This window comes from Cellvibrio sp. OA-2007 (assembly GCF_000953825.1).
Classification (GTDB): Bacteria; Pseudomonadota; Gammaproteobacteria; order Pseudomonadales; family Cellvibrionaceae; genus Cellvibrio.
In genome coordinates, this window is sequence record NZ_BBUL01000073.1 from 1 (window position 1) to 14,379 (window position 14,379).

29 protein-coding genes are annotated in these 14,379 nt (G+C 46.3%); all 29 read left to right on the forward strand.

Translation table 11 applies throughout. From position 1 onward, the window contains the following. Positions 1-94: elongation factor Tu (locus AWU77_RS20045; protein ID WP_084617945.1), on the forward strand; the 94-nt coding region annotated here is incomplete at its 5' end. Between the two features lie 203 nt (positions 95-297). Continuing rightward, positions 298-609 carry a 30S ribosomal protein S10 gene (rpsJ, locus tag AWU77_RS03845; protein WP_007644456.1) on the forward strand — a complete coding sequence of 104 codons (312 nt, stop codon included), beginning with the start codon at positions 298-300 and terminating at the stop codon, positions 607-609. 104 nt (positions 610-713) lie between these two features. Then, a complete protein-coding gene (gene rplC / locus AWU77_RS03850) occupies positions 714-1,358 on the forward strand; it encodes a 50S ribosomal protein L3 (protein ID WP_062059485.1) in 645 nt (214 codons plus the stop codon). A gap of 20 nt (positions 1,359-1,378) precedes the next feature. Continuing rightward, the gene (gene rplD, locus AWU77_RS03855) at positions 1,379-1,993 is read left to right on the forward strand and encodes a 50S ribosomal protein L4 (RefSeq protein WP_062059487.1); all 615 of its coding nucleotides are present in this window, start codon (positions 1,379-1,381) and stop codon (positions 1,991-1,993) included. After that, positions 1,990-2,286 carry a 50S ribosomal protein L23 gene (rplW, locus tag AWU77_RS03860; protein ID WP_062059489.1) on the forward strand — a complete coding sequence of 99 codons (297 nt, stop codon included), beginning with the start codon at positions 1,990-1,992 and terminating at the stop codon, positions 2,284-2,286. The genes rplD and rplW overlap by 4 nt, the downstream gene beginning before the upstream one ends. A 13-nt stretch (positions 2,287-2,299) precedes the next feature. Next, a complete protein-coding gene (gene rplB / locus AWU77_RS03865; protein ID WP_062059491.1) occupies positions 2,300-3,127 on the forward strand; it encodes a 50S ribosomal protein L2 in 828 nt (275 codons plus the stop codon). A gap of 34 nt (positions 3,128-3,161) precedes the next feature. Continuing rightward, positions 3,162-3,440: a 30S ribosomal protein S19 gene (gene rpsS / locus AWU77_RS03870; RefSeq protein ID WP_039912567.1), complete on the forward strand. Its 279-nt coding sequence runs from the start codon at positions 3,162-3,164 to the stop codon at positions 3,438-3,440. A 12-nt stretch (positions 3,441-3,452) separates the two neighbouring features. Then, the gene (gene rplV, locus AWU77_RS03875; protein ID WP_007644463.1) at positions 3,453-3,785 is read left to right on the forward strand and encodes a 50S ribosomal protein L22; all 333 of its coding nucleotides are present in this window, start codon (positions 3,453-3,455) and stop codon (positions 3,783-3,785) included. An 11-nt stretch (positions 3,786-3,796) separates the two neighbouring features. Beyond that, positions 3,797-4,477 carry a 30S ribosomal protein S3 gene (rpsC, locus tag AWU77_RS03880; protein WP_062059493.1) on the forward strand — a complete coding sequence of 227 codons (681 nt, stop codon included), beginning with the start codon at positions 3,797-3,799 and terminating at the stop codon, positions 4,475-4,477. Positions 4,478-4,489: 12 nt separating this feature from the next. Beyond that, complete coding sequence (rplP, locus tag AWU77_RS03885; RefSeq protein WP_062059495.1) at positions 4,490-4,903, forward strand: 50S ribosomal protein L16; 414 nt, start codon at positions 4,490-4,492, stop codon at positions 4,901-4,903. Next, entirely contained in the window at positions 4,903-5,094 is a 192-nt protein-coding gene (gene rpmC, locus AWU77_RS03890; protein ID WP_062059497.1) for a 50S ribosomal protein L29, read from the forward strand. The genes rplP and rpmC overlap by 1 nt, the downstream gene beginning before the upstream one ends. A 2-nt stretch (positions 5,095-5,096) precedes the next feature. Continuing rightward, entirely contained in the window at positions 5,097-5,363 is a 267-nt protein-coding gene (rpsQ, locus tag AWU77_RS03895; RefSeq protein ID WP_039912573.1) for a 30S ribosomal protein S17, read from the forward strand. 39 nt (positions 5,364-5,402) lie between these two features. Beyond that, positions 5,403-5,771 carry a 50S ribosomal protein L14 gene (gene rplN / locus AWU77_RS03900; RefSeq protein WP_007644480.1) on the forward strand — a complete coding sequence of 123 codons (369 nt, stop codon included), beginning with the start codon at positions 5,403-5,405 and terminating at the stop codon, positions 5,769-5,771. Between the two features lie 32 nt (positions 5,772-5,803). Then, the gene (gene rplX, locus AWU77_RS03905) at positions 5,804-6,121 is read left to right on the forward strand and encodes a 50S ribosomal protein L24 (RefSeq protein WP_062059499.1); all 318 of its coding nucleotides are present in this window, start codon (positions 5,804-5,806) and stop codon (positions 6,119-6,121) included. A gap of 6 nt (positions 6,122-6,127) precedes the next feature. Continuing rightward, a complete protein-coding gene (gene rplE, locus AWU77_RS03910; protein WP_062059501.1) occupies positions 6,128-6,667 on the forward strand; it encodes a 50S ribosomal protein L5 in 540 nt (179 codons plus the stop codon). A gap of 9 nt (positions 6,668-6,676) precedes the next feature. Next, positions 6,677-6,982 (forward strand): 30S ribosomal protein S14, encoded by a 306-nt coding sequence (gene rpsN / locus AWU77_RS03915; RefSeq protein ID WP_062059503.1) that lies wholly within the window; start codon positions 6,677-6,679, stop codon positions 6,980-6,982. Positions 6,983-7,012: 30 nt separating this feature from the next. Then, a complete protein-coding gene (gene rpsH, locus AWU77_RS03920; protein WP_062059504.1) occupies positions 7,013-7,405 on the forward strand; it encodes a 30S ribosomal protein S8 in 393 nt (130 codons plus the stop codon). Positions 7,406-7,418: 13 nt separating this feature from the next. Continuing rightward, entirely contained in the window at positions 7,419-7,952 is a 534-nt protein-coding gene (gene rplF, locus AWU77_RS03925; RefSeq protein ID WP_062059506.1) for a 50S ribosomal protein L6, read from the forward strand. A gap of 9 nt (positions 7,953-7,961) precedes the next feature. Next, positions 7,962-8,312 (forward strand): 50S ribosomal protein L18, encoded by a 351-nt coding sequence (gene rplR / locus AWU77_RS03930; RefSeq protein ID WP_062059515.1) that lies wholly within the window; start codon positions 7,962-7,964, stop codon positions 8,310-8,312. 9 nt (positions 8,313-8,321) lie between these two features. Continuing rightward, a complete protein-coding gene (rpsE, locus tag AWU77_RS03935) occupies positions 8,322-8,831 on the forward strand; it encodes a 30S ribosomal protein S5 (protein WP_062059518.1) in 510 nt (169 codons plus the stop codon). Positions 8,832-8,866: 35 nt separating this feature from the next. Further along, the gene (gene rpmD / locus AWU77_RS03940; RefSeq protein ID WP_062059520.1) at positions 8,867-9,052 is read left to right on the forward strand and encodes a 50S ribosomal protein L30; all 186 of its coding nucleotides are present in this window, start codon (positions 8,867-8,869) and stop codon (positions 9,050-9,052) included. Between the two features lies 1 nt (position 9,053). After that, the gene (rplO, locus tag AWU77_RS03945; protein WP_062059523.1) at positions 9,054-9,488 is read left to right on the forward strand and encodes a 50S ribosomal protein L15; all 435 of its coding nucleotides are present in this window, start codon (positions 9,054-9,056) and stop codon (positions 9,486-9,488) included. A 10-nt stretch (positions 9,489-9,498) separates the two neighbouring features. Continuing rightward, a complete protein-coding gene (secY, locus tag AWU77_RS03950) occupies positions 9,499-10,836 on the forward strand; it encodes a preprotein translocase subunit SecY (RefSeq protein WP_062059525.1) in 1,338 nt (445 codons plus the stop codon). Between the two features lie 22 nt (positions 10,837-10,858). Then, a complete protein-coding gene (gene rpmJ, locus AWU77_RS20050) occupies positions 10,859-10,975 on the forward strand; it encodes a 50S ribosomal protein L36 (RefSeq protein ID WP_039912586.1) in 117 nt (38 codons plus the stop codon). A gap of 240 nt (positions 10,976-11,215) precedes the next feature. Then, positions 11,216-11,572 (forward strand): 30S ribosomal protein S13, encoded by a 357-nt coding sequence (gene rpsM, locus AWU77_RS03955; protein WP_062059527.1) that lies wholly within the window; start codon positions 11,216-11,218, stop codon positions 11,570-11,572. 55 nt (positions 11,573-11,627) lie between these two features. Next, on the forward strand, positions 11,628-12,023 hold the full coding sequence (gene rpsK, locus AWU77_RS03960; RefSeq protein WP_062059529.1) for a 30S ribosomal protein S11: 396 nt from the start codon (positions 11,628-11,630) through the stop codon (positions 12,021-12,023). Positions 12,024-12,036: 13 nt separating this feature from the next. Further along, positions 12,037-12,657, forward strand: coding sequence for a 30S ribosomal protein S4 (rpsD, locus tag AWU77_RS03965; RefSeq protein WP_062059531.1), 621 nt, complete (start codon positions 12,037-12,039; stop codon positions 12,655-12,657). Positions 12,658-12,683: 26 nt separating this feature from the next. Continuing rightward, on the forward strand, positions 12,684-13,670 hold the full coding sequence (locus AWU77_RS03970; protein WP_062059533.1) for a DNA-directed RNA polymerase subunit alpha: 987 nt from the start codon (positions 12,684-12,686) through the stop codon (positions 13,668-13,670). 138 nt (positions 13,671-13,808) lie between these two features. Then, a complete protein-coding gene (gene rplQ / locus AWU77_RS03975) occupies positions 13,809-14,201 on the forward strand; it encodes a 50S ribosomal protein L17 (protein WP_062059535.1) in 393 nt (130 codons plus the stop codon). Positions 14,202-14,379: the final 178 nt, after the last annotated feature.

Consider the following 14,379-nt stretch of genomic DNA (forward strand, 5'->3'; position numbering starts at 1 on the left):
TCACCCAATCGCGATGGAAGACGGTTTACGTTTTGCTATCCGTGAAGGTGGTCGTACTGTTGGTGCTGGTGTTGTTGCCAAAATCATTCAGTAATTTTGCTTGTTAAGAGGCGGGCCTTTGTGGCCCGCTTTTTATTTTCAGTCTGATTTGGTCTGTTTGATCAAATAATCGCAAATGTGCTGTTTATTTGTTGACAGGTCACCAAGTCGCCCTTAGAATTGCGCCTCCTTTTGCCGGGGTACTTTTCCCTAGCGCATTGGAAGTTCTTTAAAACAAACAATTGGAGTTTGGTTCACATGCAGAATCAACGCATTAGAATTCGCCTGAAGGCTTTTGATCACAAGCTTATTGACGCCTCTACTCAAGAGATCGTTGAGACAGCAAAGCGTACAGGTGCTCAAGTGCGCGGTCCGATTCCGCTGCCGACTCGTAAAGAGCGCTTCACTGTATTGATTTCCCCGCACGTTAATAAAGACGCGCGTGATCAATACGAGATCCGTACACATAAGCGTTTGCTGGATATTGTTGAGCCTACTGAAAAAACTGTTGATGCACTTATGAAGCTAGATCTAGCTGCTGGTGTTGAAGTTCAAATTAGTCTCGGCTAAGTAAATGTTTAAGGTTCGGGCGCACTGGGTGCTCGAACTGTGTAACGCTCTGAAATGGGCGGCCATAGCGGGTAAAAGCCCCGTACACTATAGAGGTTAGTAAAATGACGATTGGTATTGTCGGCCGCAAAAGCGGTATGACTCGTGTATTTACCGATAATGGTGTTTCCATTCCTGTTTCTGTGATTGAGGTTGAGCCTAATCGCATCACTCAGGTTAAAAGCGTGGACACTGACGGTTACTCTGCTGTGCAGGTGACTATTGGTGCTCGTCGTGCCTCCCGTGTTACCAAATCCGAAGCTGGCCACTTTGCTAAAGCTAATGTTGAAGCAGGTCGTGGTGTTTGGGAATTGCGTAACGAAGCTCAAGAAGCTTTCGAAGTTGGTGCAACAATTACTGTCGAGTCTTTCTCTGCAGGTCAAATAATTGATGTAACCGGCACATCTAAAGGTAAAGGTTTTGCTGGCGGTATTAAGCGCTGGAATTTCGGTATGCAAGATGCGACTCACGGTAACTCCCGTTCGCACCGTGTACTGGGTTCTATCGGCCAGTGTCAATCTCCAGGTCGCGTATTCAAAGGCAAGAAAATGGCTGGTCATATGGGTGCTGAGCGTGTAACCGTTCAAAACCTTGAGATTGTCCGTGTCGATGTTGAGCGCAATCTGCTTCTTGTTAAGGGTGCTATTCCTGGTGCTCCAGGTGGCGACGTTATTGTGCGTCCTGCTGTTAAAGCGCGCACTAACGGTTAAGTATCCGAGGGGAATCGACCATGGAATTAAAAATTGTTAGTCCCGGTGGTGCCCAGGGTACAGTTTCTGTATCTGAAGTTGCCTTCGGTAGAGAGTTTAATCAAGACTTGGTTCATCAAACTGTTGTTGCCTATATGGCTGGTGCTCGTCAAGGTACTAAAGCGCAAAAGACTCGCGCTGAAGTGTCTGGCGGTGGCAAAAAGCCTTGGCGTCAAAAGGGAACTGGTCGTGCTCGTGCTGGTACTATTCGCAGCCCAATTTGGCGTGGCGGTGGTGCTACTTTTGCTGCTAAGCCACGTAATTTCGAGCAAAAACTTAACAAGAAAATGTACCGTGCTGCACTGCAGTGCATCCTGTCTGAGTTGAATCGTCAGGATCGTTTGATTGTTGTTGAAAGCTTTGATGTGGATGCACCAAAAACCAAATCATTAGTTCAAAAGCTGGCTCAATTTAATTTGACGGATGCTTTGATTATCACCGAAGAAATGAGTGAAAACTTGTTTCTTGCATCGCGCAACCTGTACAAGGTTGGTGTGATTGATGTGCAGGGTGTTGATCCTGTAAGTCTGATCGGTTTTGACAAAGTAATTGTTACTGTTCCTGCTCTGAAAAAATTCGAGGAGATCCTGGGATGAACCAAGAACGCATTTATAAAGTGTTGCTAGGTCCTGTGGTTTCTGAGAAGTCAGCTGCAGCCGGTGAGACTAGTAATCAAGTGGTTTTCAAAGTGTTGGCCGATGCCACCAAATTGGAAATTAAAGCCGCAGTTCAAGCATTGTTCAACACTAAAGTTGAATCAGTGCGTACATTGAACGTTAAGGGCAAAACCAAGCGTACACGCTACGGAATCGGCAAGAGAAGCGATTGGAAAAAAGCGTATGTATGTCTTGAGCAAGGTCAAGAAATCGACTTTGCGGTAGCTGAGTAAGGGGATTGTTGCAATGCCAATTGTAAAATGTAAACCAACCTCTCCAGGTCGCCGCTTTGTAGTAAAAGTTGTCAATCCGGATTTGTACAAAGGTGATCCTTACGCCCCTCTGCTGGACAAAAAGTCCAAATCAGGTGGTCGTAACAATACCGGTCGCATTACTACTCGCCATGTTGGTGGCGGCCATAAACAACATTACCGTGTAGTTGATTTCCGTCGCAATAAAGACGGCATCCCTGCAACTGTTGAGCGCATTGAGTACGATCCAAATCGTACTGCTTATATTGCTCTCGTATGTTATGCAGATGGTGAGCGTCGCTACATCATTGCGCCCAAAGGTTTGAGCGCTGGTGACAAAATTGAGTCGGGTAACGCTGCGGCTATTAAGCCAGGCAATACTCTGCCAATCCGTAACATCCCGTTGGGTAGTGTGATTCACTGTGTTGAGCTTAAGCCTGGTAAAGGTGCTCAAATCGCTCGTTCTGCTGGTGCTTCGGCTCAGTTGGTAGCGCGCGATGGTGCTTACGCAACTCTGCGTTTGCGCAGCGGTGAAATGCGTAAAGTGTTGAGTGATTGTCGCGCAACTCTGGGCGAAGTCTCTAACAGTGAGCACAATTTGCGTTCATTGGGCAAGGCAGGCGCTAAACGTTGGCTTGGCATTCGTCCTACTGTTCGCGGTGTTGCGATGAACCCGGTAGATCACCCAATGGGTGGTGGTGAAGGCCGTACTTCTGGCGGACGTCACCCAGTTTCACCATGGGGTACTCCAACCAAGGGTTACAAAACGCGCAAAAACAAGCGCACCGATAACATGATTGTTCGTCGTCGCGATAAGAAATAAGCGCCGACTTAACAGCTGAATAGAGGAAGAGACAGTGCCACGTTCACTGAAAAAAGGTCCTTTTATCGATCTTCACCTGATTAAGAAGGTCGAAGCTGCGATCGCGAGTAATGATCGTCGTCCAATTAAGACTTGGTCGCGCCGTTCCATGATTATGCCGGAAATGGTGGGTTTGACTTTGGCTGTGCACAATGGGCGTCAGCATGTTCCGGTCCTGGTTAACGAAGAAATGGTTGGCCATAAGCTTGGCGAATTTGCAGCAACTCGCACTTATCGTGGCCATGCCGCTGATAAGAAAGCGAAAAAACGCTAATCGAGGTATACGATGGAAGTAGCAGCAAAATTAAGCGGTGCTCGTCTGTCGGCGCAAAAAGCGCGTTTGGTTGCTGATCAAATTCGCGGTAAAGGCGTTGAAGACGCGCTTGATATTCTCGCTTTTAGCACTAAGAAAGGCGCAGAGATCATCAAGAAGGTGCTCGAATCTGCAATTGCAAATGCGGAGCACAACGAAGGCGCTGATGTTGATGAGTTGAAAGTGAAAACGATTTTTGTAGATGAAGGCGTAAGTCTTAAGCGCATTAAACCGCGTGCAAAAGGCCGTGCTGATCGTATTACAAAACGTACTTGTCATATCACCGTTAAAGTAGCCGATAAGTAAGAGAGCGCGTTATGGGTCAGAAAGTACATCCAAACGGTATTCGTCTGGGAATCATCAAAAAGCATACTTCAATTTGGTATGCCGATGGCACCGATTACGCAGACAAACTTAACATCGACTTGAAAGTACGTGCGTACATTCAGGACAAGCTTGCTAGTGCGTCAGTTAGCCGCGTTGATATTGAACGCCCCGCTAATACTGCGCGCATTACTATCCACACTGCTCGTCCAGGCATTGTGATTGGTAAAAAAGGCGAAGATGTTGATAAGTTGCGCGCTGAAGTCAGCAAACAAATGGGCGTGCCTGTTCATATTAATATTGAAGAGATTCGCAAGCCTGATTTGGATGCAGCTTTAGTGGCGCAAGGCGTGGCTCAGCAATTAGAGCGTCGTGTTATGTTCCGTCGTGCGATGAAGCGCGCGGTACAAAATGCAATGCGTCAAGGTGCTGAAGGTATCAAGATCCAAGTGGGTGGCCGCTTGGGTGGTGCCGAAATCGCTCGTACTGAGTGGTATCGCGAAGGTCGTGTACCTCTGCACACTTTACGTGCAGATATCGATTATGCAACAGCAGAAGCGAGCACCACCTACGGTATCATTGGTGTAAAAGTGTGGATTTTCAAAGGCGAAGTTATCGGTGACGTTACTGAAACCGAAGCAGCGTCTAAGAAAAAAGCCGCTAAATCCAAGTAAGGGGTACGCATCATGTTACAACCTAAGCGTACAAAGTTTCGCAAGCAGATGAAAGGCCGCAACCGCGGCTTGGCCCAGCGTGGCTCCAAAGTTAGCTTTGGTGATTTTGGCTTGAAAGCAACTGGTCGCGGTCGCATTACAGCGCGTCAAATTGAGGCAGCACGTCGTGCGATGACTCGTCACGTTAAGCGTGGCGGTAAAATCTGGATCCGTGTATTCCCTGATAAGCCGATTACAGCTAAACCACTCGAAGTTCGTATGGGTAGCGGTAAAGGTGGTGTGGAATACTGGGTAGCGCAAATTCGTCCTGGCAAGGTTCTCTATGAGATGGATGGTGTAAGCGAGGAATTAGCTCGTCAAGCCTTCGCTCTTGCTGCGGCTAAATTGCCAATTACAACAACATTTGTTAAACGTTCGGTGATGTGATGAAAGCTTCAGAACTCCGCGAAAAATCCGTCGAAGAGCTGAATGGCGTCTTGTTGGAGCAGTTGAAAGAACAGTTTAAGTTGCGTTTGCAAGCTTCAACTGGTCAATTGACCCAATCGCACTTGCTTACGCAGGCTCGCAAAGACATCGCTCGCATCAAGACGGCGCTTAGTCAAAAGGCAGGTAAGTAACGATGACTCAAGAAACTAAAGTGGCTCGTACACTGACTGGCAAAGTTGTCAGCGACAAGATGGATAAAACCATCACCGTGTTGATTGAGCGTCGTGTAAAGCACGAGCTTTATGGCAAATACACCACTAAATCATCCAAGCTTCACGCTCATGATGAAAATAATGAGTGCAAGATAGGTGATCTCGTGACTGTATCTGAGTCGCGCCCCCTGTCGAAAACCAAGACCTGGTCTTTAGTGAAAATTGAAGAGCGCGCTTCAGAAGTCTAAGACTTCCGCGCTTTTGTAAGTCAGTTTCGGAGACGGACGATGATTCAAACAGAAAGCTACTTAGATGTTGCTGACAACAGCGGTGCTCGCCGTGTCATGTGCATCAAGGTTCTTGGCGGCTCTCACCGTCGCTATGCGGCAGTGGGTGACATCATCAAAGTGACCGTTAAGGAAGCAATTCCTCGCGGCAAGGTGAAGAAAGGCCAAGTAATGAAGGCAGTTGTTGTACGCACCAAAAAAGGCGTGCGTCGTCAAGACGGTTCATTAATCAAGTTTGACGATAATGCTGCCGTACTGCTGAATAACCAAGATGCTCCGATTGGTACCCGTATTTTCGGACCGGTAACTCGTGAGTTACGTGGCGAGAAATTTATGAAAATCATTTCTTTGGCGCCTGAAGTGCTGTAAGCACTTTACGCTAAAGAGTCGAGGGCAGATAAATGCGTAAAATTAAACGTGATGACGAAGTGATTGTTGTCGCCGGACGTGATAAGGGCAAGCGCGGTAAAGTTGTTCGCGTATTGGCTGAAGATCGTTTGATCGTAAGCGGCATCAACATGATCAAGAAGCACCAAAAACCTAACCCACAATTGGGTGTTGCTGGTGGAATCGTTGAAAAAGAAGCTGCGATTCATGCTTCAAATGTTGCCATTTACAATCCGGCAACAAAGAAAGCTGACCGCGTAGGTTTCAAAGTGCTTGAGAATGGCGACAAAGTTCGTGTTTTCAAATCCAATGGCGAAACCCTAGGGGCGTAATGAAACATGGCTAGGTTAAAAGAGCTTTACGTTAAAGAACTCGCCCCTAAACTCAAAGCTGAGTTGGGCTTGGCAAATGTGATGGAAGTTCCACGCATTACCAAAATCACCCTGAATATGGGTGTTGGCGAAGCAACTGGCGACAAGAAAATTCTTGATAACGCCGTTAACGATCTGGTGAAAATTGCTGGTCAGAAAGTGGTTGTGACCAATGCGCGCAAATCGATTGCGGGTTTTAAAATCCGTGAAGATTGGCCAATTGGTTGCAAAGTAACTCTGCGTTCAGATCGTATGTACGAATTTTTGGATCGTCTGATTACTATCGCGATTCCACGTATTCGCGACTTCCGCGGTATTAGTCCAAAGCAATTTGATGGACGCGGTAACTTTTCAATGGGTGTGACTGAGCAAATTATTTTCCCGGAAATCGATTACGACAAGGTAGATCGTTTGCGTGGTTTGGATATTTGTATCACCACTACTGCACGTACCGATGAAGAAGGTCGCGCACTGTTGAAAGCATTTAACTTCCCTTTCAAAGGTTAAGGTGGCGTCATGGCTAAAAAATCTATGATTGCACGCGAAGTTAAACGTGCAGAAACCGTTAAGAAATTTGCTGCCAAGCGTGCAGAATTGAAAGCGTTAATCGTCAGCCCTTCATCTACTGAAGAGCAAGTGTGGGAAGCGCAAATCAAACTGCAAAAAATGCCTCGCGATGCCAGTGCATCTCGTCAACGTAACCGTTGCCGCGTAACCGGTCGTCCTCATGGTGTTTACCGCAAATTCGGCCTGTGCCGTCACAAGTTGCGCGAAGCAGCCATGCGTGGTGATGTCCCCGGCTTGGTTAAGGCCAGCTGGTAAGCCTCGGCTTAATTTTAGGAGCAGAATCTGATGAGCATGCAAGATCCAATGGCAGATATGCTGACACGTATTCGCAATGCGCAAAACGTGGGTAAAGCAGCTGTAACCATGCCTTCTTCAAAATTGAAAGTAAGCGTGGCGAAAGTACTCTCTGATGAGGGTTACATTAATGGTTTTTCAATCAGTGAAGGCGCTAAGCAAGAGCTGACTGTTGACCTGAAATACTTTGAAGGCAAGCCAGTTATTGTTGAGCTTGACCGTGTGAGCCGTCCTGGCTTGCGTAATTATGCTGGTAAAACAGCGCTGCCTACCGTTCGCGGTGGTTTGGGTATCGCAATTGTTTCTACCAGTAAAGGTGTAATGACTGATCGTGCTGCACGCGCCGCTGGCGTGGGTGGCGAAGTCCTCTGCACAGTATTCTAATTGGGAAATCGTCATGTCACGAGTTGCAAAAAGTCCGGTTGAAGTACCTGCTGCAGTGACTGTCACTCTTAACGGACAGTCTCTGTCCGTTAAAGGCAGCAAAGGTACATTGGCGCTGCAAGTTCATGCGAGCGTAGAAGTTAAGCACGATAACAACGTACTTACTTTTGCTCCGCGCGATGGTGCCAAGCAGTCAGATGCGCTAGCAGGCACTACCCGTGCGCTAGTTAATAACATGGTTCGCGGTGTTACCCAGGGCTTCGAAAAGAAGTTAATTCTGGTTGGCGTTGGTTATCGTGTTAAAGCAGAAGGCAATACTGTAAACCTGTCTGTGGGTCTTTCTCATCCGGTTAATTACGTTCTTCCAGAAGGTGTTACCGTAGAGACCCCAAGTCAGACCGAAATAGTACTGAAGGGCACTGACAAGCAATTGCTTGGCCAGGTTGCCGCTGAAATCCGCGCATACCGTGAGCCAGAACCTTATAAAGGTAAAGGCATTCGTTATTCGGACGAAGTAGTACTGCGTAAAGAAGCTAAGAAGAAGTAGGCCTAGGATATGAGCGATAAGAAGCAAACTCGTCTTCGCCGTGCACGTCGTGCTCGCGCCAAGATTCGTGAATTAGGTGTTACGCGTTTATCTATCCATCGTACTCCACGTCATATTTATGCACAGTTGATTTCTGGTGATGGTGCAAAAGTATTGGCAAGCGCTTCTACTCTGGATAAAGATTTACGCAGTGGCAAAACTGGCAATGCTGATGCAGCTAAAGCTGTCGGTGCTCTGATTGCAGAGCGCGCTAAAGCAGCTGGTGTTACTCAAGTCGCATTTGACCGCAGTGGTTTCAAATACCACGGTCGCGTTAAAGCACTTGCTGATGCTGCTCGTGAAGGCGGACTGGAATTCTAAAGGTGAGATATGGCATACGCTAAGAAAGAAGAAGACAACAACGAAGGCTTGCAAGAAAAATTAGTTCAAGTTAATCGTGTTGCTAAAACTGTTAAGGGTGGTCGTATCTTTCAATTTACCGCACTGACTGTAGTTGGTGATGGTAATGGCAAAGTTGGCTTTGGCCGTGGTAAAGCACGTGAAGTTCCTATCGCAATTCAAAAAGCGATGGAAGCTGCACGTCGCAACATGATCAGTGTTGAATTGAATGGTGATACCATTCAATACCCAACTAAAGGTGCTCATGGTGCGTCCAAGGTTTACATGCAACCAGCTTCGCAAGGTACTGGCGTTATCGCTGGCGGCGCTATGCGTGCCGTACTGGAAATCGCAGGTATTCAGAACGTTCTGTCCAAGTGCTACGGTTCTACCAATCCGGTTAACGTAGTTCGTGCCACTTTTAATGCGTTGAAAGAAATGACTTCTCCGGAAGCTGTTGCTGCCAAACGCGGTAAAAGTGTTGAAGATATTCTGAACTAATCGATTCAATCGATTACTAGAAGGCGGAATTCACCATGTCTAAAAAAATGATTAAAGTGACCCAGATTAAGAGCACTGCTCATCGTCTGGAGAGTCATAAGGCCTGTGTAAGAGGTCTTGGCTTGCGTCGCATCCGTCACACTGTTGAAGTTGAAGATACTCCATCAGTTCGTGGCATGATTAACGTAGTTCACTATCTGGTAAAGGTAGAGGGAGAATAAGATGCGTCTGAATACCCTTAGCCCGGCACCGGGCAGTACTCATGCAAAAAAACGTGTTGGTCGCGGTATTGGTAGTGGTTTAGGTAAGACTGCCGGTCGTGGTCACAAAGGTTTGAAATCTCGCTCAGGCGGCTCTGTAAGACCCGGTTTCGAAGGCGGTCAAATGCCTTTGCAAATTCGTTTGCCTAAATACGGTTTTACGTCACGTATTGGTTTGGTTACTGCAGAAATTCGCTTGTCAGAATTGAATGCTGTTGAAGGTTCAGTTGTTGATATCGAGACTTTGAAACAAGCAGGTTTGATTAGCTCTGTAATCAAGCGTGCCAAGATTTTCGCTTCGGGCGAAGTCAAAAAAGCTGTCACTGTTAAGGGCCTGTCAGTATCTAAAGGTGCTAAAGCAGCGATTGAAGCCGCTGGCGGAACAGTAGAAGAGTAACGAGGCGCGAATGGCAACTCCAGGTAATCTGCCATTAGCAAATCAAAGAGGCTTGGGCGAGCTATGGGCTCGCCTGCGCTTTTTGTTTCTGGCAATAGTGATTTATCGTATTGGTACTCACATACCAGTGCCGGGCTTAGATCCTGAGCGAATTGCAAATCTGTTCAATCAAAATCAAGGCACTATTTTAGGCATGTTTAACATGTTTTCTGGTGGCGCATTGGAGCGGATGAGTATTCTTGCATTGGGTATCATGCCTTACATTTCTGCATCGATTATTATGCAGTTGCTCACGGCGGTTACTCCTTCTTTGGAGCAGTTGAAGAAAGAGGGTGATGCTGGTCGTCGTAAGATTAATCAGTACACTCGTTACTTCACAGTGGTTTTAGCAAGTGTTCAAGCTCTGGCAATGGCAGTAAGTTTTTCTTCCTATGCCTTTGGTGGCGAACCTAGCTTCTCTTATTATTTTATAGCAGTGGTTTCATTGGTGACCGGTGCTGTATTTATGATGTGGTTGGGTGAGCAAGTTACTGAGCGTGGTATCGGCAACGGCATATCAATGTTGATTTTCGCTGGTATTGTTGCGGGCATGCCCAGTGCTATAGGGCAGGCATTTGAAAGTGCAAGACAAGGCGATCTACATATTATTGCTTTGTTAGTTGTCACTATTCTCGCTGTTGCGGTAATTTGGTTTGTGGTTCGTATTGAGCGTGGGCAGCGTCGCATCACAATCAATTATGCTAAGCGCCAACAGGGTCGTCAGGGTTACGCTGCACAAAGCAGTCACTTGCCATTAAAGATTAATATGGCAGGCGTAATTCCGGCAATTTTTGCCAGTAGTATTTTGTTGTTCCCTGCATCTATTGCCCAGTGGTTTGGTCAGGGTGGTGAGGGAGTTGTAAATGAAATGCTGCAGGAGATGGCTCTTGCAATAGGCCCTGGCCAACCATTATATATTTTGTTTTTTGCTGGGCTGATCACGTTTTTCTGTTTCTTCTATACGGCATTAATGTTTAACCCTAAAGAAGTGGCAGATAACTTAAAAAAGTCGGGTGCTTATATTCCGGGTATTCGTCCGGGTGAGCATTCCGCTAAATATATTGATAGTGTTCTTACTCGCTTAACAGTGGTTGGTGCTATCTATATGTCGGCAGTTTGCTTGTTGCCTGAGTTCCTTGTAGTTGCCACTGGTGTGCCATTCTACTTGGGCGGAACATCACTACTTATTGTGGTAGTTGTTGTGATGGACTTTATGTCTCAGGTCCAAGCTCACTTGATGTCTCATCAATATGAATCATTGATGAAGAAGTCAAATTTGAAAGGATATGGCAGCGGCAACGCGCGCTAATCCGCGATATTGAGGTTGAATCATGAAAGTTCGTGCTTCTGTTAAAAAGATTTGTCGTAACTGCAAGATGGTGCGTCGTAACGGTGTTCTGCGTGTAATTTGCAACGTTGAGCCGCGCCACAAGCAGCGTCAAGGCTAATATTTAGCGCTTCAGCGGTTAAAAGGTTCAGGCAGGCTGTCTTAGACTGCCTGCCTGTTCTTTTCTGTGTGGCTTGTACTAGGTATTGCCAACTGGGGGCGTTGACTGTCGTCGAGTAAGAAATTGCTCGGCTATTGCTTTATGGTGTATTTGCGGCTATCCTGCGCGCCTTTTGTTCAGGGGCGAGGGTGGTGCTTACGCTGTCAACGCTGCAATTTATGTGTTACTGGAGTAATTTGAATGGCTCGTATTGCTGGTGTAAACATACCAGATAACAAACACGCCGTTATCTCATTGACTTATGTGTATGGGATTGGTCGTACCACAGCCAAGCAAATCTGTGCTGCTACTGGCATTGCCGAAGATGTAAAAATCGGCACTTTGTCTGAAGAGCAGATGGATGCTATCCGTGCTGAGGTTGCTAAGCGCACCGTAGAAGGTGACTTGCGTCGTGTAATATCTATGAATATTAAGCGTTTGATGGATTTGGGATGCTACCGTGGCTTACGCCATCGTCGTGGTTTACCGCTTCGTGGTCAGCGTACTAAAACGAACGCTCGTACCCGTAAAGGCCCACGTAAGCCTATTAAGAAGTAATTCTTGCTTACGCTTTCATTCACTTACGGTAACAAATTAGTAGGAAGAAATTGCTATGGCGAAGCCAAGTAATAAAACCACAGCCAAGAAAAAAGTTAAAAAGACAGTAATCGATGGTGTTGCTCACATCCATGCTTCTTTTAACAATACCATCGTGACTATCACTGATCGTCAAGGCAATGCACTTGCTTGGGCGACCTCCGGTGGTTCTGGTTTCCGTGGTTCACGTAAAAGTACTCCTTTTGCTGCTCAGGTTGCTGCTGAGCGCGCTGGTGAAGCGGCAAAAGAATATGGTTTAAAAAACCTCGACGTCGAAGTTAAGGGGCCAGGCCCGGGTCGCGAATCTGCTGTTCGTGCACTTAACAATGTTGGTTATAAAATTACTAACATTACTGACGTTACGCCGATTCCTCACAACGGCTGTCGTCCGCCGAAGAAACGTCGCGTATAAGGGGGATTAGAAAATGGCTCGTTATATTGGACCTACCTGTAAATTGTCTCGCCGTGAAGGCACTGATCTTTTTTTAAAGAGTGGTGCGCGTGCGTTAGACTCAAAATGTAAAATTGAAACTGCACCTGGCCAACATGGCCAACGTCGTGGTCGTTTGTCTGACTATGGTGTGCAGTTGCGTGAAAAGCAAAAAGTTCGTCGTATTTACGGCATTCTGGAAAAGCAATTCCGCGGTTACTACAAAGAAGCAGCTCGTCGTAAAGGCGCAAGCGGTGAAAACTTGTTGAAGCTGTTGGAGTGCCGTTTAGATAACGTTGTATATCGTATGGGCTTCGGTTCAACTCGCGCTGAATCACGTCAATTGGTATCTCACAAGGCAATTAGCGTTAACGGCAAGACTGTTAATGTTGCTTCTTTCCAAGTAGGTGCTGGTGATGTAGTTGCTGTGCGTGAAAAAGCTAAGAAACAACTGCGTGTACAAAACGCGTTGAACTTGGCAGGTCAACGCAGCAATGTTGAGTGGGTAGATGTGAATGGCGAGAAAAAAGAAGGCGTATTCAAGCGCGTTCCTGATCGCATTGATTTACCTGCTGACATCAACGAGAACCTCATCGTCGAGCTTTACTCCAAGTAAGGGACGAACCGCTAACAGGTGTGGCTATGCAGACTGCAGTAAACGAATTTTTAACTCCGCGTCATATCGATGTTTCAGAAAGTGGCCCAACACGCGCGCGCGTGGTGTTGGAACCCCTGGAGCGTGGCTTTGGACATACTTTAGGCAATGCGTTGCGTCGTATTTTGCTTTCGTCAATGGCGGGTTGCGCTATTACAGAAGTCGAAATAGATGGTGTGTTGCATGAGTACAGCGCAATTGAAGGTGTTCGTGAGGATGTTATTGAAATCCTTTTGAACCTCAAGGGTGTTGCAGTAATTATGCACGGTAAGGATCACGCGGTTCTTACTTTGACTAAAAAAGGCCCTGGCGTTGTTACTGCTGCTGATATTCAAGTTGATCATGACGTGGAAATTAAAAATCCCGATCATGTAATTGCGAACATCACTGGCAATACCGAATTGAAAATGCGCTTAACCATTGCTCGTGGTCGCGGGTATCAACCAGCTGATAGTCGTCGTCGCGATGATGATGAGAGTCGCGCTATTGGTCGTTTGCAGTTGGATGCATCATTCAGCCCGGTTAAGCGTTTGGCTTATAGTGTTGAGAGTGCTCGTGTTGAGCAGCGTACTGACTTGGATAAGTTGATTTTGGATTTAGAGACCAATGGTACTATAGACCCTGAAGAAGCTATTCGTCGTGCGGCTACTATTCTGCAGCAACAGCTTGCAGTATTTGTTGATCTTGAAGGCGAAAAACAATCAGCTCCAGAACAAAAAGAAGAGGCTATTGATCCGATTCTTTTACGTCCTGTTGATGATCTTGAGCTTACTGTTCGTTCAGCAAACTGCTTGAAAGCAGAGAATATTTACTACATTGGTGATTTGATTCAGCGCACCGAAGTGGAGCTGTTGAAGACGCCAAACTTGGGTAAAAAATCTCTTACCGAGATTAAAGATGTACTTGCGTCACGCGGTCTGTCTCTTGGTATGCGTTTGGAAAACTGGCCCCCGGCCAGTTTGAGAAACGACTAAAAAACCTGAAGCCACATACAGATATCATTAAGGTGATATTTGTATGTGGTTTTTATTATTAGTTTGCCCGTTAACTCACTTCGGTGCGGGTGATTAACGAGATTGCTATTAGCAATCCATTTTTGAAGGGTATGTCTCATGCGTCATAAATTAAGTGGTCGTCAATTAGGCCGTAATGCATCTCACCGTAAAGCTATGTTTCGTAACATGGTTATTTCCTTGGTTGAGCATGAATTGATTAAAACTACTTTGCCAAAAGCAAAAGAACTGCGTCGTTTTGCAGAGCCTTTGATTACTTTGGCTAAAGTAGATAGCGTTGCTAACCGTCGTTTGGCTTTCGCACGTTTGAATAGCAAAGAAGCGGTAGGTAAGTTGTTCAGCCAGCTTGGCCCTCGTTACAACACCCGTCCAGGTGGCTACGTTCGCATTTTGAAATGTGGTTTCCGTGCCGGTGATAAGGCGCCGATGGCTTATGTAGAGTTGGTTGATCGTCCAGCTAAGGCTGTTGAAGTTGCTGTAGACGCTGAATAAGTGTTCAACAATCGTTAGCAAAAAGGCCAAGCAGTAATGCTTGGCCTTTTTGTTTTTGGAGTAAAAATACTTATGTGTCTGATTTTTGCCTCATAAGTCACATTTGTCTGCTCGGTTCTATAGTCAATGTCGCACAAAAGTTTCAGCTATTGTCGACTTTTTTAAGATTAGAAAATCG